General features: G+C 37.3%; 23 protein-coding genes. 4 read left to right on the top strand and 19 right to left on the bottom strand.

What is annotated here, in order from left to right; all coding sequences use genetic code 11:
• Positions 1-117 precede the first annotated feature (117 nt).
• A complete protein-coding gene (locus tag QKW49_RS24495; protein WP_282865253.1) occupies positions 118-804 on the top strand; it encodes a DUF421 domain-containing protein in 687 nt (228 codons plus the stop codon).
• 2 nt (positions 805-806) lie between these two features.
• Complete coding sequence (locus QKW49_RS24490) at positions 807-1,187, top strand: DUF4363 family protein (protein ID WP_282865252.1); 381 nt, start codon at positions 807-809, stop codon at positions 1,185-1,187.
• A gap of 151 nt (positions 1,188-1,338) precedes the next feature.
• Here the strand turns inward: QKW49_RS24490 and hisIE are convergent, their stop codons facing one another.
• From hisIE to QKW49_RS24455, 7 genes are all read right to left on the bottom strand, one after another.
• Positions 1,339-1,974 (bottom strand): bifunctional phosphoribosyl-AMP cyclohydrolase/phosphoribosyl-ATP diphosphatase HisIE, encoded by a 636-nt coding sequence (gene hisIE / locus QKW49_RS24485; protein ID WP_282865251.1) that lies wholly within the window; start codon positions 1,972-1,974, stop codon positions 1,339-1,341.
• 25 nt (positions 1,975-1,999) lie between these two features.
• The gene (gene hisF, locus QKW49_RS24480; RefSeq protein WP_282865250.1) at positions 2,000-2,764 is read right to left on the bottom strand and encodes an imidazole glycerol phosphate synthase subunit HisF; all 765 of its coding nucleotides are present in this window, start codon (positions 2,762-2,764) and stop codon (positions 2,000-2,002) included.
• A 4-nt stretch (positions 2,765-2,768) separates the two neighbouring features.
• Positions 2,769-3,485 (bottom strand): 1-(5-phosphoribosyl)-5-[(5-phosphoribosylamino)methylideneamino]imidazole-4-carboxamide isomerase, encoded by a 717-nt coding sequence (gene hisA / locus QKW49_RS24475; RefSeq protein ID WP_282865249.1) that lies wholly within the window; start codon positions 3,483-3,485, stop codon positions 2,769-2,771.
• 405 nt (positions 3,486-3,890) lie between these two features.
• A complete protein-coding gene (gene hisH / locus QKW49_RS24470) occupies positions 3,891-4,514 on the bottom strand; it encodes an imidazole glycerol phosphate synthase subunit HisH (RefSeq protein ID WP_282865248.1) in 624 nt (207 codons plus the stop codon).
• On the bottom strand, positions 4,511-5,158 hold the full coding sequence (hisG, locus tag QKW49_RS24465) for an ATP phosphoribosyltransferase (protein WP_282865247.1): 648 nt from the start codon (positions 5,156-5,158) through the stop codon (positions 4,511-4,513). The genes hisH and hisG overlap by 4 nt, the downstream gene beginning before the upstream one ends.
• Before the next feature lie 38 nt (positions 5,159-5,196).
• Positions 5,197-6,465 (bottom strand): ATP phosphoribosyltransferase regulatory subunit, encoded by a 1,269-nt coding sequence (gene hisZ, locus QKW49_RS24460; RefSeq protein WP_282865246.1) that lies wholly within the window; start codon positions 6,463-6,465, stop codon positions 5,197-5,199.
• 137 nt (positions 6,466-6,602) lie between these two features.
• Positions 6,603-6,800 (bottom strand): hypothetical protein, encoded by a 198-nt coding sequence (locus QKW49_RS24455; protein WP_282865245.1) that lies wholly within the window; start codon positions 6,798-6,800, stop codon positions 6,603-6,605.
• 211 nt (positions 6,801-7,011) lie between these two features.
• Between QKW49_RS24455 and QKW49_RS24450 the strand changes: the two genes are divergently transcribed.
• Positions 7,012-7,428 (top strand): polymer-forming cytoskeletal protein, encoded by a 417-nt coding sequence (locus QKW49_RS24450; RefSeq protein ID WP_282865244.1) that lies wholly within the window; start codon positions 7,012-7,014, stop codon positions 7,426-7,428.
• Between the two features lie 162 nt (positions 7,429-7,590).
• Positions 7,591-7,734, top strand: a complete 144-nt coding sequence (locus QKW49_RS24445; protein ID WP_282865243.1) for a hypothetical protein — start codon at positions 7,591-7,593, stop codon at positions 7,732-7,734.
• A gap of 9 nt (positions 7,735-7,743) precedes the next feature.
• Here QKW49_RS24445 and QKW49_RS24440 read toward each other — a convergent pair whose 3' ends face one another.
• The 12 genes from QKW49_RS24440 to murA all read right to left on the bottom strand — a co-directional run bounded on the left by QKW49_RS24440 (position 7,744) and on the right by murA (position 19,915).
• A complete protein-coding gene (locus QKW49_RS24440) occupies positions 7,744-8,601 on the bottom strand; it encodes a PHP domain-containing protein (protein ID WP_349239062.1) in 858 nt (285 codons plus the stop codon).
• A 78-nt stretch (positions 8,602-8,679) separates the two neighbouring features.
• Positions 8,680-11,007 (bottom strand): anaerobic ribonucleoside triphosphate reductase, encoded by a 2,328-nt coding sequence (locus QKW49_RS24435; protein ID WP_282865242.1) that lies wholly within the window; start codon positions 11,005-11,007, stop codon positions 8,680-8,682.
• 74 nt (positions 11,008-11,081) lie between these two features.
• Positions 11,082-11,537, bottom strand: coding sequence for a transcriptional regulator NrdR (gene nrdR / locus QKW49_RS24430; protein ID WP_282865241.1), 456 nt, complete (start codon positions 11,535-11,537; stop codon positions 11,082-11,084).
• A 577-nt stretch (positions 11,538-12,114) separates the two neighbouring features.
• Positions 12,115-12,375, bottom strand: a complete 261-nt coding sequence (locus tag QKW49_RS24425) for a YlmC/YmxH family sporulation protein (protein ID WP_282865240.1) — start codon at positions 12,373-12,375, stop codon at positions 12,115-12,117.
• A 149-nt stretch (positions 12,376-12,524) separates the two neighbouring features.
• Complete coding sequence (sigG, locus tag QKW49_RS24420; protein WP_282865239.1) at positions 12,525-13,298, bottom strand: RNA polymerase sporulation sigma factor SigG; 774 nt, start codon at positions 13,296-13,298, stop codon at positions 12,525-12,527.
• A gap of 354 nt (positions 13,299-13,652) precedes the next feature.
• The gene (sigE, locus tag QKW49_RS24415) at positions 13,653-14,360 is read right to left on the bottom strand and encodes an RNA polymerase sporulation sigma factor SigE (protein ID WP_282868230.1); all 708 of its coding nucleotides are present in this window, start codon (positions 14,358-14,360) and stop codon (positions 13,653-13,655) included.
• 53 nt (positions 14,361-14,413) lie between these two features.
• A complete protein-coding gene (spoIIGA, locus tag QKW49_RS24410) occupies positions 14,414-15,322 on the bottom strand; it encodes a sigma-E processing peptidase SpoIIGA (protein WP_282865238.1) in 909 nt (302 codons plus the stop codon).
• A 173-nt stretch (positions 15,323-15,495) separates the two neighbouring features.
• Positions 15,496-16,569 (bottom strand): cell division protein FtsZ, encoded by a 1,074-nt coding sequence (gene ftsZ, locus QKW49_RS24405; RefSeq protein WP_282865237.1) that lies wholly within the window; start codon positions 16,567-16,569, stop codon positions 15,496-15,498.
• A 198-nt stretch (positions 16,570-16,767) separates the two neighbouring features.
• The gene (locus tag QKW49_RS24400; RefSeq protein WP_282865236.1) at positions 16,768-17,115 is read right to left on the bottom strand and encodes a small basic family protein; all 348 of its coding nucleotides are present in this window, start codon (positions 17,113-17,115) and stop codon (positions 16,768-16,770) included.
• Positions 17,112-17,858: a DUF881 domain-containing protein gene (locus QKW49_RS24395; protein ID WP_282865235.1), complete on the bottom strand. Its 747-nt coding sequence runs from the start codon at positions 17,856-17,858 to the stop codon at positions 17,112-17,114. The genes QKW49_RS24400 and QKW49_RS24395 overlap by 4 nt, the downstream gene beginning before the upstream one ends.
• Before the next feature lie 13 nt (positions 17,859-17,871).
• Positions 17,872-18,657: an FtsQ-type POTRA domain-containing protein gene (locus tag QKW49_RS24390; RefSeq protein ID WP_282865234.1), complete on the bottom strand. Its 786-nt coding sequence runs from the start codon at positions 18,655-18,657 to the stop codon at positions 17,872-17,874.
• Between the two features lie 4 nt (positions 18,658-18,661).
• Positions 18,662-19,915, bottom strand: coding sequence for a UDP-N-acetylglucosamine 1-carboxyvinyltransferase (gene murA, locus QKW49_RS24385; RefSeq protein WP_282865233.1), 1,254 nt, complete (start codon positions 19,913-19,915; stop codon positions 18,662-18,664).
• Positions 19,916-20,084: the final 169 nt, after the last annotated feature.

Here is a 20,084-nt window from a genome sequence, read left to right as displayed (position 1 = left end):
TAAAACCTTCAGTTTCGATTGCATGTGTTTTTGCTGTAAATTTTTTTAAAGTATAATTATAATTTTTAGAAAAACAATAGTAGATGAAGCTATTAAAGAAGGGGGTGTTTTATTGTAATGCTGATTGCGTTTTTTAGAACAATTTTCTTATATATATTAGTCATCGCAGCACTAAGAATTATGGGCAAACGTCAAATTGGGGAACTGCAACCGTCGGAATTGGTGGTAACGATTATGATATCCGAATTGGCGGCCATCCCCATGCAGGCTACCGGCATTCCTCTTGTCAACGGTATCCTTCCGATTATTACTTTGATTATCGCTGAAGTCGCGTTATCTTACATAACACTCAAAAGTGAAAAAGCGCGCGATATTATCAGCGGTACTCCCAGTATTTTGATAGAAAACGGAAAGATTAACGAACCTGAAATGGAAAAGCTTCGTTTTAACATGGGTGATTTACTTGAAGAACTTCGTATCAATAATTGCCCCAATATTGCCGATGTAGAATTTGCGATACTGGAAACCAGCGGGCAATTGAGTGTGATTCAAAAATCGCAAAAAAAACCGGCAACCGCCGAAGTACTGAATATCCCTACCGATTATGAAGGTTTGCCTTTAACCCTCATTTCAGATGGGAAAGTAAACTACAATAATTTAAAAAGCACAAATTTGGACAGGCAGTGGCTTGTCAATGAGCTGGCCAAACTGGGAGTTGATGATATATCCAATGTTTTTTTTGCCAGTTTGGATACCCAAGGCAACTTGTTTTATCAAATGAAGTCCGAACCTGAGGAGGAATAGAAGTGAAAACTTTTAAATTTTCCATGATTCTTTTAGTACTTATTATATTAAGTACTATCTGGTATATACACAGCCTAAATAATGTATCCAATCAATTAGTCACAGAGATTGATAAATTAGAAGATATTATCAAAACTGATAATTGGGATCAAGCAGAGAAGCAGTTGGACCATATACAAGAAGAATGGGATAAAACAGAAAAATGGATGGCAACATTGATAGATCATGAAGAAATCGATTCCATCCGGTTAACACTAGCCAGACTTTCCCAATATATTCATTACAGGAAAACTCCGGATTTCATGGCAGAAAGCGCTTCATTAAAATTACTTATTAAGCATCTTCCCGAAAAAGAACGAATAAGTTTGGGAAATTTGCTATAGGTTAGTGGGGAGTGAGGTGTGGGGAGTGGGGAGAAATGATTACCCCTTACTCCCTGGCCATACTTGACGGTAAACCTGTCCTCAAGTCCGATTTTCGACCGATCAAGTGCTTTTTCACATCCTGCTATAGAATACAATAAAACATTTTCCTCTATTTTCTTCCTTCTAATTCCTTATAAATTTCATCAAGGGTGAGTCCACGTTCAACAAGGACTACCAACAAATGGTATAGTAAATCAGAGACTTCATAACGTATTTCATCCGCCGCTTTGTTTTTAGCTGCGATAATCACCTCAGCCGTTTCCTCTCCGACCTTTTTCAACATCTTATCCAGACCCTTTTCAAACAAATAGTTGGTATAGGAACCTTCTTTTGGATTTTTTACCCGATCAACGATAATATCATATACCTCTTGAAGTACTTTTGCCTTATCAAACGAATCAGCTGAAGCATTTTCAAGCTTCCCATCCTTGTATTCCCTATAAAAACATGACGGTTCATTTGTATGGCACGCAGCCCCTACCTGCTCTACTTTTATAAGTAAGCAATCTTCATCACAATCCACGGATATACTCTTCACATACTGGTAATGCCCCGAAGTTTCTCCCTTCACCCACAGCTTCTGCCTGCTTCTGCTCCAGAATACGGTTTTTCCTGTTTCCAATGTTTTTTCCACAGATTCCTTATTCATATACGCCATCATCAATACATTACCGGTTTTATGATCTTGAATAATTGCCGGAATAAGTCCTTTATCATCAAATTTAAGCTGCTCAACAATATTCATAAATATTTCCTCCATTTCTATGGTATTATACCATTCTGACTGCTATGTCCCGATCTTTTAGATATTGTTTCAAATCCATTATTTCCATCTCCTTGTAGTGGAACAAAGACGCTGCTAAAACTGCATCAGCCTGTCCCTCTGTTAACGCATCATAGAAGTGTTCCATCGTACCAGCGCCACCGGAGGCAATTACAGGGATTTTTACCTTTGAAGATATGGCACGGGTTAACTCTACATCATAACCGTTCTTAGTGCCGTCACAATCCATACTGGTAAGCAATATTTCACCCGCACCTCTTTTTTCAGCCTCTACAGCCCACTCCTCGGCATCTTTAAATGTATTTACCCTTCCTCCGTTAAGATAAACCTCCCAACCTTGGCCATTTTCCCTTCTTTTCGCATCAATTGCTACAACCACACACTGACTGCCAAACTTCCATGCTGCCTCCGATATAAGCTCGGGTCTTTTTAAAGCTGCAGAATTCACGGATATTTTATCAGCACCTTCTTTAAGAATGTCTCTAAAGTCATCTACCGTTCTTATACCTCCCCCAACAGTAAAAGGGATAAATACCTGCTCCGCTGTTCTGCGCACAACATCCAGCATGATACTTCTGGCATCAGAAGACGCAGTGATATCCAAAAATACCAGCTCGTCAGCACCGGCCTTATCATACACGGAAGCAACCTCTACAGGATCTCCCGCATCTCTTAGATTTACAAAATTAACACCTTTCACTACTCTTCCCGCATGTACATCCAAGCAGGGTATAATTCTTTTCGCCAGCATACCATCACTCCTTTGCCACTCGTAAAGCATCTACAAGATCAATGTTGCCGGTATATAATGCTTTACCGATAATCGCTCCCTGCACTCCGGTGCCGGTTAACTTTACGATATCTTCCAGGGTACTGACTCCGCCCGATGCAATCACATCAATCACTAAATGATCAACCATCTCCTTCATGGCTTCTACATTAGGCCCTTGAAGCATCCCATCTTTCGCTATATCCGTATAGATAATGGTTTGCACTCCCATATCCTGCATTTTTAATGCCAGCTCTACAGCAGTAACAGCACTTACTTCTTCCCAGCCGCCTACTGCAGCCATACCGTCCTTTGCATCAATACCTACCACAATTCTATTTCCATACTTCTCTACCGCTTCTTTTACCAATGCAGGGTTTTTGACGGCTGATGTTCCAAGGATCACTCTGTTTATACCGTTATCCAGATAGAATTGGATAGTATCCATACTACGTATTCCCCCGCCCAGTTGTACAGGAACATTTACTGTTTTTGCAATTTCGGTGATGACTTCACTGTTAATAGATTTTCCTGAAAGCGCACCATCCAAGTCTACCAGGTGTATAAATTCCGCTCCATTCTGCTCCCACTTTTGAGCCATCTGCACCGGATGGTCCGAATAGACTGTCATATCCGAGAAGCTTCCCTGAACCAAACGTACGCATTTTCCCTGTCTTATATCAATCGCTGGATATAGTATCATACTTATTTTGCCTCCGTATTATAGATTTGTTCACAGTTCACAGTTCACAGAAAATATAATTATACCTGATTCGTAAACCGCATACTATAAACACTAGCTTTTGTTAACTTTTTGTATTGTACTATTTCTAAAATAGTACTTAACTAGCACAAGAAACTAACTTAACTTAACTTATTATACCATATAGGAGATTGTGAAAAAGTCAAATTTAGCGCACAGAAGGAGTGAAGCGTGGGGACGGACCTACTGCTGCGCTTGATTTTCAGGGAAGCTGTAGGTCCGTCCCCATGCTTTGCGACTGACTAATCAAGCACTTTTTCACATCCTCCTATAAAATCAAACTTGGAGACTGTCCATATGTTTGATTTTCGAGCAATCAAGCACTTTATCACATCCTCATATATATCATTGATTTTCACCGCTTATCATCTTCGCAAAATTATCCAATATCTTCATCCCTACATCCCCGCTCTTTTCGGGATGAAACTGTGTTGCATAAATATTTTTATAATTTACGGCTACATCAAAGGATATACCATAATTGGTCTGTGCAATCACATCATTCGTATTGTCTGCTTTACAATAATAAGAGTGTACAAAGTAAACATAGGACTCTTCGGGCAGTCCTTTTAGCAATTCATTGTCCCTAACAATATCAAGTTTGTTCCAACCCATATGCGGAACCTTAAGCCCCGTATAATCAGGCAAGAGTCTTACCCCTCCGGGAATAATCCCTAACCCTTTAGGCCGTCCGCCTTCTTCGCTGTAATCAAATAAAAGCTGCATTCCCAAGCAGATGCCAAGGAATGGTTTTCCGCTGCCTGTAATTTCACGTACCAATCCATCCATTCTTGAACCGTTCAAATTATCCATCGCATCTGCAAATGCTCCTACTCCGGGCAGTACCACCGCATCGGCATTCTTAATGAAGTCTTTATCATCCGAGACAACTGCCTCATATCCCAAAAAAAGGAATGCTTTCTCTACGCTCTTTAGATTTCCAACACCATAATCAATGATCGCAATCATGTACGCCCCTCCTCCATCTTCTCCTTGACTTTGCGCACAATATCCATAATTCTATCTTTTTCCATCTTCACACTTACACGGTTCACGACCAGTCTCGCACTGATATCACATATTTCTTCAATCACTGTCAATCCGTTTTCTTGAAGTGTTTTTCCACTTTCCACAATATCAACAATCACTTCAGATAGACCTACAAGGGGCGCCAGCTCTACCGAACCGTTCAATTTTATGATTTCAATGGTTTGCCCTTTCTTGATCTGAAAGTGATCTCGCGCAATACGCGGATATTTTGTCGCAACCCGCTTGTTATTCAGATTATCAAGTTTATCTTTTAATTCGTTAGGGCCTGCCACCACCATTCTACATGCACCAAATTTCAAATTTACCATTTCATATAAATTGCGTCCTTCTTCCAATAGTGTATCCTTCCCTACAATCCCTATATCTGCGGCACCATACTCTACATATGTCGGAACATCCGATGCTTTGACCAGAATAAATTTAATTTTATAGTGCTCGTCAGTAAAAATCAATTTCCTGGACTTTTCTTTCATCTCAGCAACGTTCAATCCAATGGATTCAAATATTTCAATAGAAAGCTCCGCAAGCCTTCCTTTTGCAAGTGCGATAGTAATATACTTCATGATAGACCTCCAATCCTTCAACCATAATGGATCATATTTTAATTATTTTTATTATCCAACAACTTGCTAACAGTAGTTTTAATTTTTTCAAAGGTGTTTAAGTTATGAAGCTCTATGTTTTCATCATCATGTACAGTGATAATACCATCAATTTTTTTACGCTTTGCATATTCTATCACATCATTATATGAATTGTTTCCTAAACAGCTTTCAATAATCAAACCTTGGCTTCTTAACTCATCGGCTAATTGAAACGCTCTTTTTCTGCCAGCATCTGTATAATAAATCAGACTATCGACATGCCATACTTTAAACTCAACTTTTTGACGTTCGAGGGCGGACATAAGCCGATTAATCCCTATAGCTACCCCCATGGCAGGCAGGTCTTTTCCGAATTCACTAATGAGTCGGTCATATCTTCCGCCACTGCAGACAGGAAAACCTAATCCATGGGTAAACCCTTTAAATATGGTGCCTGTATAGTAATTGATACTCTGAACCATCCCTAAATCAATGGAAACATATTTCTCCAACCCATAATCTAATAGAATATCATACACTTGACGAAGATTTGAGAGAGCCTTCACGGCTTTGGTATTGGTAGTATTCTTTATTACCTGGTCAATCACTTCAACACCGCCAAACAAAGATGGGAAACTTAAGATAATATCTTTAAGCTTCGTGTCAATGTTATATCCGTTAACCAGTTCCTCTATTGCTAAAGAATCCTTACTATCAATCAGCATTCTTATTTTTTCAATTTCTTCATCAGGCAATTTTGCTTGCTCCATCAGTCCTTTAAAGAATTCTATCTGCCCGATTTCTATTTGAAATTCTTGGAGACCGGCAGCAATCAAGGCCTTTATTGTAATTGCTATCACTTCAGCATCTGCCTCAGGTGTATTTGTTCCAATCAACTCCATACCTGCTTGCGTAAATTCTCTCTGTTTTGCTCCTTGATACGGCTCATCGTATCTATAAGCATTTCCTACATAATACAATCTGACAGGAGGTACAATATCTTTATACTTTGTAGCAATAATTCTTGCAATAGGCGTAGTGATATCAGGACGCAGCACCTGGATTCTTCCCTGGTTATCAAAAAATTTGAACATGGTTTCTTGTTCTATTAATCCGGATTCTCCCGCAAAGACATCATAAAATTCAAAAGTCGGCGGCTGAATCTCATAGTAGCCGTAACTCTGAAATACGCCGGTAACTTTTTCTTCTATTTCTCTTTTGATAATACATTCTTCCTGTAATAAATCCTGAACTCCCTCAGGAGTATGAAGCTTCCATTTCAACATTAGGTCCACCCCTCTTGCTTTATCACAATAAAGCGATAAATCGATAAAGTAATTTATTTAGATTATATTATTTTAGTATGATTTTGTCAATAAAAAAATGCTTGAAAATAAACATTCAAGCATTTTTCTATAACATATTATGTTTGATCCATACCGGTAAGCACGCTATCAAAAACATTTATAACGCATCTTTCTCCATTCCAGTTTTTGCACATCCTGCATGATACGTTTTCCGCAGCAGTAGAGAATTTACTGTTCACTGTTCCGCCCGAATTAAAGTGATGGCAGGACTGCGCAACAGCGACAAGCTGACTTTCACTTGCATGGTTGTTCATTATGATCACTCCTATTAAAAAACTAAATTTAGTATTTGTAAGTTCAGGAGTGATTATTCTTCCCAAAAAAGGTTAAATACTCGTTCTATGTATCGATAATTTATGCAATTACAGAAAACTTTTGATATTCAGAAGGATTTTCCCAATAAAGTGGAGAATATAAAATCAAACAAAGTTCTTATATATTAATCATAAAATGGAGGTTATAGTCATGTTTTCTAAAAAAAGCTCCGATTCTTTACCGGTAGATACTTTTATTGGAGAAAAATCGACATTTGAAGGCAATATCAAACTACAAGGTACTGTAAGCATTGATGGAAAAGTGCTCGGTGAAATTACAGCTGAAGGTGATGTGATTATTGGAGAAAAAGCAAATATTACCGGAAATATATATGCCAATAATATCATTATTTCCGGCAGTGTAAAAGGAAATATCACTGCAACAGGTCAACTCAGATTAACCACTACTGCTAAGCTTATGGGAGATATTAAGATAGGCAGCCTTATCACGGATGATGGTGCCGTATTTCAAGGGAACTGCGGCATGTTAGACAAGAATTCCGCTACCACCAACCTTTTAACACAAAATACTCTTTCAAAGCCAAAAGAAAAAGAAACGGATAAATAATTTTTCAGGAAATACATACCCTATAGATATAAATAACAAACTTAAAACTATATTCGACTAATATTCTGATTTACCAATTAGCGTGTACTGTATGTTTTATCGTAGAGGCGGGCAGAGTCGTCCGCCCCTACAAGAAGTTAACTATCTATAAGGGGTGATATCTTGAAATATAAAAAAAACATATTGAATACACAGTCAATATATAAACGGGATTATTCATGGACGGATGACCCTCCGGTTTGGGAGGAAGAATCGGAAGAGCTTACCAATACGATTGATCAACTGCGCCAAAGAAGTCAAGAGTAAAAGAAGAAGTCAATGTACTTCTTCTTTTACTCTTCTTTTTAAATCATAAATTAACTCATAAGGTATTCTCAGCGACCCGTAACCGATTCCTAAATCAAGGTCCGGCTTGCTTTTTCCGTGAAAATCGCTGCCTCCTGTAATGACCAAGTTGAGTCTTTTAGCTAATGCTCGATATTTTCGGCTTATGTCGGCAGGATATTCAGAATAATAGGCTTCAATGCCGTCCAATCCATAGTCAATCAACTGTGCTAACAGTACTTCCAATTCATCATCTTCTTTTCGAAGATATATCGGATGTGCAAGAACAGCCAAACCACCGGATTTTTTTATCAGACTTATGCCGTCTTGAGGCAAAAGCTTTTGCCGCTCTACATAGGCAAGCTTACCATTATCTAAATATTTAGAAAATGCCTCATCGACACTACCAACATACCCTTTTTGTACCATTATTTGTGCGATGTGGGGCCGCCCTACCACCCCGGTTCCTGCGATTTGCTTCACTTCACTCATCGAAATATCCATTCCTAATCCATTCAATTTCTCAATGATTCTTGGATTTCTTTTTTCCCGATACTCCTTTAGTCTATCCAAAGTGATATTCAATTCATTCGAATGCAAATCAACAAAATATCCCAATATATGCAATTCCTGTTTATCATGCACGCTTATTTCTATACCGGAAATTACCTCAACGCCAACTTTGTTTCCTACTATATACGCTTCTTCCACACCGGCTATAGTATCATGATCGGTTATGGCAATGGCAGACAGATCCTTTTTGGCAGCGTACCGCACTACCTCAGATGGTGTCATAGACCCATCGGAAGCAGTTGTATGAACATGCAAGTCGATATATTGATTCATCATCACAACTCCTTATGTTCCCACATCTCTTTGCTGATATAATTACTTTGTATTGTAAGCTATGTTATGAATTTTATACTATTATTGTATATGATGCTTTATCCGGTCTCTTTCTTCTGCTTTTTTGGCATCATTCCATCTTGAAATATCCCCTACCAGATATCCTGTAATTCGTCTGATCCTCTCAAAGTTCACTCCGTGATCACCATCCATTCTCCCACATTTCGGACACTGGTTTCCAATAACGCCGGTATATCCGCAAACAGGGTCTCTATCCACCGGATGATTAATGGACCCATATCCTATACCGGCATCATACATAGCGCGGACTACTGCTTCAAAAGCCACCAAATTATTATACGGGTCACCATCCAGCTCAACATAAGTAATATGTCCACCATTGGTAAGTTGATGATAGGCGGCTTCTTTTTGAATTTTTTCAAATACTGAAATAGGATATGCTACGGGTATGTGGAATGAGTTGGTATAGTATTCTTTATCTGTAACACCGGGAATACTACCGAATTTTTCTCTATCCATTCTCACAAATCTACCCGATAAACCCTCTGCCGGTGTAGCAATAAGTGAAAAATTAAGTTTATATCTTATGCTTGCTTCATCCATTCTTCTTCTCACATGACCGATGATTTTAAGACCTAATGCTTGTGCGGCATCCGATTCTCCATGATGTTTACCGATTAATGCAATAAGCGCTTCAGCCAAACCGATAAAGCCAAGTGTAAGGGTTCCGTGTTTGATTACTTCTCTTATTTCATCTTCCCAATCAAGTTGATCTGAATCTATCCAAATTCCCTGTCCCATTAGAAAAGGAAAGTTTTTTACCTTTTTTTTTGATTGTATCTCCAATCTTTCCAGTAATTGATCGACAACAATATCTATCTTTTTATCCAGTTCAATAAAAAACTGCTCAATATTCTGATCACATAAAATTGCGATTCTTGGAAGATTGATTGAAGTAAAGCTTAGGTTTCCTCTTCCACTGGTGATTTCTTTGGTAGGGTCATAACTATTTGCTATTACCCTGGTACGACATCCCATATACGCCACTTCAGATGCAATGCCTTTTTCACTATATGGCGCATTAAAGGGTGCATCAAGAAAGCTGAAATTCGGAAAAAGCCTCTTTGCACTGACTCTGCATGCAAGCTTGAACAAATCATAGTTAGGATCTTTTTCGCGATAAGATACCCCGGACTTCACCTTAAAAATAAGTATTGGGAATATAGGTGTCTCTCCATTCCCCAATCCTTTTTCTGTTGCCAACAGTAGATTTTTGCTAACCAGTCTGCCTTCCGGAGAGGTATCCGTGCCAAAATTAATGGATGAAAAAGGCGTTTGGGAACCTGCACGTGAATGCATACTATTTAAATTGTGTACAAAAGCTTCCATGGCCTGGAATGTAGCCCTATCCGTCTCCAATCTGGCAAACTTTTCAGCAAACTTCTGTGCCGATTGGATAAATTCTTTATCAGTAATATATTCTTGTAAAATTATAGCTTCATGTGTATAATACTTATTGCTTGTCTCAAGAGACGGTTTAAGTCCTATTTGGCTGATAGTTCCATTTACTGCTTCTTCAGCCATTTTTGAAAATTCTTTGTCATCATCCTGCATGTTTGCATACAAGAATTTTGCAAGATTGGCTTTATATAACCTTATATAGGTTTTTGCAACCCCTGGTGCAATGCCATAATCAAAATTCGGTATACTCTGTCCCCCATGCTGGTCATTTTGATTGGATTGGATTGCAATTGCAGCAAGAGCCGCATAACTTGCTACATCATTTGGCTCGCGCAGATGCCCATGTCCGGTACTAAATCCATTCTGAAATAATTTAAGGATATCTATCTGACAGCATGTCATGGTCAATGTCAAAAAGTCCATATCATGAATGTGTATATCTCCTTCTTTATGAGCTCTATAATGTTCCGGTTTAAGTACAAACATTTCGTTAAACATTTTAGCTCCTTCAGAGCCATACTTAAGCATAGTACCCATTGCAGTATCCCCATCGATATTTGCATTTTCTCTTTTTGTATCATTATCTTTTGATTCGTGATATGTAATACCCTTATAGATCTGCATGATACGAGTATCTTTTTCTCTTATCCGGTTTCTTTCCGCACGGTATAATATATATTTTTTTGCGGTTGCAGCATGCCCGGTTTCTATCAAAACTTTTTCCACAGCATCTTGAACCTGTTCCACCTCAGGTATTTCAAGTCCCAAAGCGTCTTGAATATATTGAATGACCTTATCGGTCAATTCCTGCGCCATCTCATAATTATTTCCACCTATCACTTTTGCCGCTTTGAAAATTGCATTCGTAATTTTATCACTATAAAAATCCACTATTCTTCCATCACGTTTTTTAATTTTTTCTATCATTGAGATCCGCCTCTCCTGTATTAGTTTTGCTTGAGCCATTGCTTCCACACGGGAAATGCTTATAGACTCGCACTTTATGTATCTTTCAACAGCTTATTCAACTCTTCTAAAAAAGTATTGATATCTTTAAACTGTCTGTAGACTGACGCAAATCTTACATACGCAACTTCATCAATCCTTTTAAGACGCTGCATTACCATCTCACCAATTTGATGCGATGTCACTTCTCTCTCTAAAGAGTTATAAATGGTACTTTCAATTTCATTCACGGTCTTTTCAAGGTCTTGAAGGGATACGGGCCTTTTTTCACACGCTCTAAGCAAACCACTCATCAATTTATCTCCATTAAAAGCCTCTCTGCTTTTATCTTTCTTAATGACCATAATAGGGATATTTTCAACCTTTTCATAAGTGGTAAATCGCTTGCCACACTGCAGGCATTCTCTCCGTCTTCTAATGGAGAGCCCTTCATCAGTAGGCCTGGAGTCAATGACTTTGCTCTCCTGATAATCACAAAAAGGACATCTCATAGAATCCCTCCCCTCCTAGCGTACAACTATATTTGGTATCATTACCCAAGTGCCGCACTATATATTGTACCACATATTATAATACTGTCAATATTTTCTGGATTATTTCATATAGTACTTTTGCACTAGAGAAGGAGGTAATGAATAGTGAATAATTATTGTCTATTATCTACAGATAAGCGAATAGAGAATTATAATTTATCAACTTATGTAGGAGCATGTGAAAAAGCCGAATTTCGCACATAGAAGGAATGAAGCTCCGTCCCCATGCTTTGCGACTGACCGACGAAGCACTTTTTCACATCCTTCTGTATCGTCCTTGCAGGGGCGGCCATTGGCCATCCACGAACACCACATAATTACCAAATGCAGACGCCCCTACAAGCGTATATTTAACTCTCTGCGGGTGGACAGAGTCGTCCACCCCTACCGGCCCTTGATTGATAGTATTTTAATTCACATTATATGTATATAAAAGTAAAAAAGACTACCTAAAATAGCAGATAGCCTTTTTCCAATTTAGCTTATTATGTATCAGGACAAATTTCTGTGAACTGTGAACTAATTCAACTGTGAACTATTCTACATACCTCTTCATCACCGCTTCGTTCATATCTACCAGTATAATATCTTCTCCTACCTTCTTTATGTTAGTCCAAGGAATTACATAATCGGTATCACGGCCGAATAATCCGAGAACTTTGCCCGGACCGGGTACGACAATGGCCTCAATGACACCTTTGCTCATATCAATTTCTACATCGTATACAAACCCTAATCGTTTACCATCTGAAACATTAATGACCTCTTTTTGTCTAAAATCTGATGCCCTCACCATACACAACTCAACCCCCACATGAATCTCAAGCTATAAAATATATCAATACTATTCTATGCTGATAAAAAAAAATGATGATAAATAAAATGAGTAGTGACTTTTACAGCAGAATTACTGTCTGTGATTCACTACTCACTACTCACTACCCACTAAATATACTTTTTCATATGCATAAGCGCACTTTTTTCCAGTCTGGAAACCTGTGCTTGTGATATACCTATCTCTTCTGCCACTTCCATTTGAGTTCTTCCTTCATAAAATCTAAGGTTAAGTATATGTTTTTCTCTCTCATTAAGTTTTCTCATAGCTTCTCTAAGTGCGATTTCCTCTACCCATCCCTCATCATGATTTTTTTCATCTTTTACCTGATCCATCACATAAATTGCGTCTCCGCCATCATGGTATACAGGTTCAAATAAAGAAATGGGGTCCTGTATCGCATCAAGAGCAAATACTACATCTTCTTTAGGAAGTTCCAATTCTTTTGCGATTTCAGTGATAGTCGGTTCCTTTGAATTCTTGTTTGTCAGCTTTTCTTTTACCTGAAGCGCCTTATAGGCGATATCCCTTAATGATCGGCTTACTCTGATAGAATTATTATCTCTTAAGTATCTTCTGATTTCACCGATTATCATTGGTACGGCATAAGTAGAAAACTTCACATTTTGAGAAACATCAAAATTATCTATTGCTTTTATTAGTCCGATGCACCCCACCTGAAACAGATCATCTACATATTCTCCTCTATTACTAAATCTTTGGATTACACTTAACACCAACCTCAAATTCCCTTTTATAAATTCTTCCCTGGCGGTTATATCTCCCTTATGCATTCGTTCAAATAGTGCCTTTTTTTGATCATTTGTTAAAACTGGTAGCTTAGATGTATTTACTCCGCATATTTCTACTTTATTTATTAACATACAAAAACCTCCAGGCAATTAAATTCAACGTCAATAACATTATTACCATGAAGGTTATTTTTATACGGCAGTATTTGGTTATTAGGCCAACTTCGGCATGCATATAGGCTTATTATATTAATTTATAATTCCAATACTTGAAATACCTTGAGATTTAATCAAATTTTGTAGTTTTACATAACAAATATAGAAAATTATACCAATCACTCTTCCATCGTATTTTCATAAAAATTCCACAATATTATGTATTTTCTGCCCACTATTCATTACGCAATATCTCTTATTTACTATTCTTTCTTCATTGTCCATTGTACATTATTCATTATTCACTGTTCACTATTAATTATTAACTATTCATATCATTCTGCTTATTTCTTTTTTTAGTCTGCTGATAATCCTTTTTTCCAATCTCGATATATAGGACTGTGAGATTCCCAGCATATCAGCAACTTCTTTTTGAGTTTTTTCTACACCGCTCTGCAATCCAAAACGTAGTTCCATAATTTTTTTTTCTCTTGAAGATAATTTTCTCATTGCCAATTGCAATAGCTGCTTGTCAACTTCATCTTCTATACTTCTATAAATCAGGTCATTGTCAGTTCCTAAGATATCTGATAGTAAAAGTTCATTTCCGTCCCAATCTATATTTAGCGGTTCATCGATAGAGATTTCGGTCTTCGATGTATTATTTTTTCTTAAAAACATTAATATCTCATTTTCAATACATCTTGAAGCATATGTTGCAAGCTTGATATTCTTATCCGGGTTAAATGTATTAATCGCTTTGATTAATCCTATGGTTCCTATTGAAATCAAATCTTCAACACCTACACCTGTATTTTCGAATTTCCTGGCTATATAAACTACTAATCTTAGATTTCTTTCTATCAATATCGTTTTCACAGCGAAATCACGTTGTTCCAACTTAGAAATAAGATAATTTTCTTCTTCGCTTGTAAGAGGAGGCGGTAACGCTTCACTGCCACCTATGTAGTAGATTTCTTTAGGAGCATATAGCTTTAATTTTTGCAGCAACCATACATATTTAATTGTTAAAAACATTTTTACATTTGATAGTCTCAATGTTACCCTCTCCTTTTTATGATGATAAGAATTTATCCGATGACTTCAGGATGTAATAAGGCCCTATATTTATCATCTTTAGATAGCCTTTTGTTGTATATCCCTACAATAATATCTTTTAGATCTTTTTTATGATCTCCTTCGACAATCTCTACTTCATCCGGCTTAAAGCCGATCAACATACCGTTTTCTTTCCCTAGCGAAGAAAATGGAATCAGTCTAAAGCGAGATATCCATAATGAATCAGACATTACCTTGGATATAATATTCAAATCATTTTCCCCGTATTCATTGAATATTCGCTGTATTTCTTCCGGCAATAATTCCTTTATTGCTTGGAACTCTACAATTACAACCGGGAAATTAGAAATTGGGTCATGCAATGAATTACCGGTATCTATCAATGCATCTACACATATACTTCTACTATCGAATATTATATGAAGAGGGATTAGCATGTTGTCCTTATGTATATTTCTTTGAAACATTCTCCACGTTATTCTGATAATGATATATGCAGTGATGCTGGAGATAACCAGCGTCTTCCAAGGCAAATTAAAATATATGATGCCATTACTTAACATCGCCCCGGCGAAAGCGCCTATATCAGTAAAATAAAAAAGACCAAGTGCTGTACCGCCAAAAGTAAATGATACTACATAAAAAGTTGCTAATACTCTAAAAAAATCTTTTACCTTTTCTACATTATAAGCAACGGCAACTAGCATCATGGAGAAAAGCACCTTGGCTAACATTGTATAATATATTTTAAACGCGGGAAAAAACATAATCACCGCATAAAAAGCACCGATGACTGCGGCAATTATTAACCTTATCATTGACATATTGCGTTTTAATATTTTTCCTGTAGTCCAAAGAAGCATATAATTTACTAAGAAATTTATAATAAATAATACATCTACATAAACAACCGGCTTCACAATGTCTGCCCCCATATTAATACAAGATTATTCTATTTTACTAATATTCATAAACAAATATATTTATGAATATTATATACAATCTATACTTAAAAATTTGTCAAAACATGCGTATAATACAAAAAAATAACGGCATGATAAATCATGCCGTTATTTTACGTTATTTAAATCATTTACTTGGTTCTATTCCTTCTTAAAAAGGTAGGTATATCTAAATCATCATCTTCTTGTACCTTAGGAGGATTTAACTCGTTTACTGCTTCAGCTGCAGGGCTTGGCTTCTTTGTTTGAGGTCCTTTATCAAAACCTGTTGCAATCACAGTAATCAATATTTCATCCTTAAGGTTTTCGTCAATCACCGCTCCGAAAATAATGTTTGCATCAGGGTCAGCAGATTTTTGAACCAGCTCGGCAGCAGCATTTACTTCAAATAATCCTAAATCACTTCCGCCGGTAATATTCAATAGAACACGGCGCGCGCCTTCAATGGATGTTTCCAATAATGGACTATGAATAGCTTGTCTTGCAGCTTCCTCAGCCTTATTATCTCCTGCCGCCCGACCAATACCCATATGGGCATAACCGGTATCTCTCATGATGGTCTTAACATCCGCAAAGTCAAGATTTACCAAACCCGGTACTGCAATAAGATCCGAAATCCCCTGCACACCTTGACGCAGTACATCATCGGCCATCCTAAATGCTTCCATAAAAGAAATCTTTTTTTCCGATATCTGCAGAAGGCGATCATTAGGAATAATAACCAGCGTGTCCACGCATTGTTTTAACTCTTCAATGCCTTTTTCAGCATTTACCATTCTTTTTCTTCCCTCAAAAGTAAAGGGCTTTGTTACAACACCTACTGTTAGTATCCCTAATTCCTTTGCGATAGATGCCGCAATTGGAGCAGCACCGGTACCTGTTCCTCCACCCATTCCAGCGGTAACAAATACCATATCTGCACCCTTTACAGCCTGCGCAATCTCTTCTCTGCTCTCTTCAGCAGCTTTTTGTCCTATGTCGGGATTCGCACCGGCCCCTAAACCTCTGGTAAGCTTGTCCCCTATTTGAATCTTTTGAGAAGCCTGCGACAACAGAAGTGCTTGTTTGTCGGTATTGATAGAGATAAACTCAATCCCCTGTAATTCAGCTGCAATCATTCTATTCACCGCATTATTTCCGCCACCACCGACACCTATTACTTTTATTTGAGCAAAATTATCCATACCTGTATCAAATTCCAACACGAAAAAAATCCCCCTTTGTGCTTAATTAATAATTAATAATGAATAATTAATAATGTACGCTATTACCCTATATTCTTTAAATAAAAATTGTTGCTCTCTTCAGAGCAATATTGCTTTATGATTCAATAATATGCCTTATACTCCTATTAATGGATATCTAATTATTTAAATTTTTAACAGTCATTTATTCATTAATATTTATATATTATCGTTTTTTAAATATTTATTCAATAAAAATCTTCTAATTGTTGCAAAATTCTGGAACAATCTTGTGCCAAACACGATAATTGCGGCTAAATAAATGTCTACATCTAATTTTTTTCCAATATATGTTAGAAAAGCTGCAAGCAAGGCATTCCCAAAAAAGCCAGAAATAAATATTTTAATATTGAAATTTTTTTGAGAGCTGGCGGTAATACCTCCGAAAACAGAATCTAATGCGGCTAAAATTGCTATAGCAACATATGACGAGTACTGCGAAGGAATATGAATAGGCGTCATAAAACCTATAATTAATCCAATTATTAGTCCAATAAGCAATATCAATTTGCATCCCCCTCCTTCTTTACCGGCTGCGCATATCTGAAATGAACAACACCGTTGTATCTGGGAACCAGAATTTTATTTGACTTCTTCACCGTAAATTCAATTCCCCACTGTCCCAAGATATCTCTCACACCGTTACGTAAGTTTAATGCAGCTTCCAGTGTATCCGGGTCACCAATCGCTTTAATGACAAACGGTGTGGAATGCCTATTATTATTAACGCTGACGGTAGCACCTGCACATCGAACTTCACTGGTAGCTATTAACCGTTCATCATTTAAAGATATTGCTTCCGCTCCGGCATCAGACAATTCATTAATGACCATTAGCAAATCTTCGTCATGAATAATAAAATAATTAGGGTCTACCTCATTCAGATCATCACTTTTCAATTTACTGTCATTGAGGGTTACGATCACGCCGCTGCCTTCTACATCAGTCAATCCTGCAAGGATTTCAGCTCTTTTCAATTGCTCCAATAATTCTTTTGCATAGCCGCTGTCTTTAGTAGCCGCTTGACGTAAAGCATTCAGATCTTTTTCATATCTTAAAATTTCATTATATAACTTTTCATTGTTTTCTTGTGCGTTTTTCAATTCCAACTGCAGTTCATCTGCTCTTAAGGCTTGTTTTGATACAAGTGAATCATTTCTCTTTACACTTTTAAATTGAATTGAAATCATAAATCCTAATATAATACAGATAAATGCAATGGATAATTGAGCCCCTAAATTCTTCTTCATTATTTACCCTCCGTTACTCTTCTGCACTAAAAATCGGCTTATCTACATTTAAATCAATAAAACCTCTTTTTTTCGGTTCAATCTGAGTTAATATCGCATTTAGAAAATTCATCTTATAACGCAATCCAAATTCATCACCTACATTTACATCTACCCTGTTTTCTATATTTAACCGGATACTATTGATATCATGTACGTCTATTCGAACTACCTTGTCCAGTAACTTATTGCTGATAATCTCCTGAACGCATGATACAACAATTTGAAGTTTATTCTCTTCATCTACTTTTATCTTTTCTCCCAGCTTGAATTGGCTGAATTTTAGACCCATAATAACCGGAAGACTATTATTTTCCAACTGAGATACCACTTCAAGTACATTTCCCTTCCCATCAATGAAAATATACGATCCCATAAACGGAATATATCCAACAGGTTTTCTTTCTTCTATATTGATTTTTATTTTATTAGGCAGTACTCTGCTGATTTTTATTGAATCCACATACGGCATTTGACTGATACTACGCTTGGCTTTTGTCAAATCTCCCTGAAAGATATTCATCCCCTTTTCTATTCCGGAAGCAACGATAATATCCTCCGCCGAAATCCTTTCCGTCCCTGCAACTTTAATATCCGAAATATTAAAAATAGGCGAAAAAAATGACGCTAGGACGATTGCTATTACCAATAATATAATAACAAAAAACTTACGGCTTGTCCTTCTTTTTTTTCTATCAGGTTTTTGATTGTATTGAGTAGTGGTAATAAAATTACCACTACTATTATACTTTGTTTTCATTATGCTAATTCACCCTTTTTATATCTGCTCCAAGCGTTCTCAATTTTTCCTCAATTTTTTCATATCCTCTATCAATATGATGGATACATTCTATGGTAGTCATACCTTCTGCAGCTAATCCTGCAATCACTAACGCTGCGCCTCCTCTGAGATCCATTGCATTCACACTTGCACCTGTCAACTTCGGCACTCCCCGAATTACAGCTACTCTCCCGTCTACCATAATATCGGCACCCATTCTCATCAGCTCCTCCACATGTTTAAATCTATTCTCAAAAATCGTCTCACTAATGATACTTGTGCCATTTGCAAGCGTCAAAACAGACATCATCGGCGCTTGCATATCTGTAGGAAATCCAGGGTGAGGCAATGTACGAATCACATCCACAGGCTGCAGCTTGGATGTTCTCGAAAGGGCAATAGAATCTTCTTCTATGTAAATCTTGCACCCACATTCTTTAAATGCTGCTAATACAGCTTGAATGTGCTCAGCGTTCACATTGGTAATCTTAATATCACCGCCAGTTATTGCTGCTGCAGATAGATATGTAGACGCCACGATTCTATCTGGGATTACTGTATGTTCCACATCATGTAATTTACTTACACCTTCAATTTTGATCACGCTTGTACCAGCACCAGAGATCTTGGCCCCCATTGCGTTAAGATAATCTTGTAAATCTATTATCTCCGGTTCTTTTGCAACATTTCTTACAATAGTAGTCCCCTCAGCCATTACTGCTGCCAGCATAAGATTCTCTGTAGCCCCAACACTTGGGAAATTCAGATTGATGTCGTTCGCCTCAATCTTATTTGCGTCGCAATATATGTAACCATGGGCTTCATTAATTTTTATTTGCAATTGCCTTAATGATTTCAAATGCAAATCAATAGGTCTTGGCCCAATTTCACAGCCACCTGGATAACTAAGGACAGCTTTTCTGCATCTGGATATAATAGAGCCTAGAAAAATAACTGAAGAACGCATCTCTCTCATCAAATGCTCAGGAATATGGTAATCTTTTATATTAGATGAATCAACAATAATGGTAGTTCCTTGTCTTTCTACTTTACATCCGATATATGCCAATATTTGAAGCGAAGCAGATACATCTTTCAAATCAGGGCAGTTATGGATGATATTTCTTCCACCATTTAGTATTGTGGCGGCTAATATTGGAAGTACTGCATTTTTCGCACCATTAACCTTGATTTCACCTTCTAATCTATTACCACCAGCAATGACAATCTTCTCCATATTTACACCTCCACACGTCTGCTGGCTTAATATAAATTGTACTGCACTATATACTATGCAAACATGCGTCAAGGTGTTACTATATCAGTTCACAGTTCACGGTTCACAAATTTCAGTGACTATACTTTTGCGCCTTTAAAGCAAATTTTACTCTACCAGTCCAACTACT

Source organism: Petroclostridium sp. X23 (assembly GCF_030013905.1).
GTDB lineage: Bacteria > Bacillota > Clostridia > SK-Y3 > SK-Y3 > X23.
This window is presented reverse-complemented; position numbering and strand designations above follow the sequence as displayed.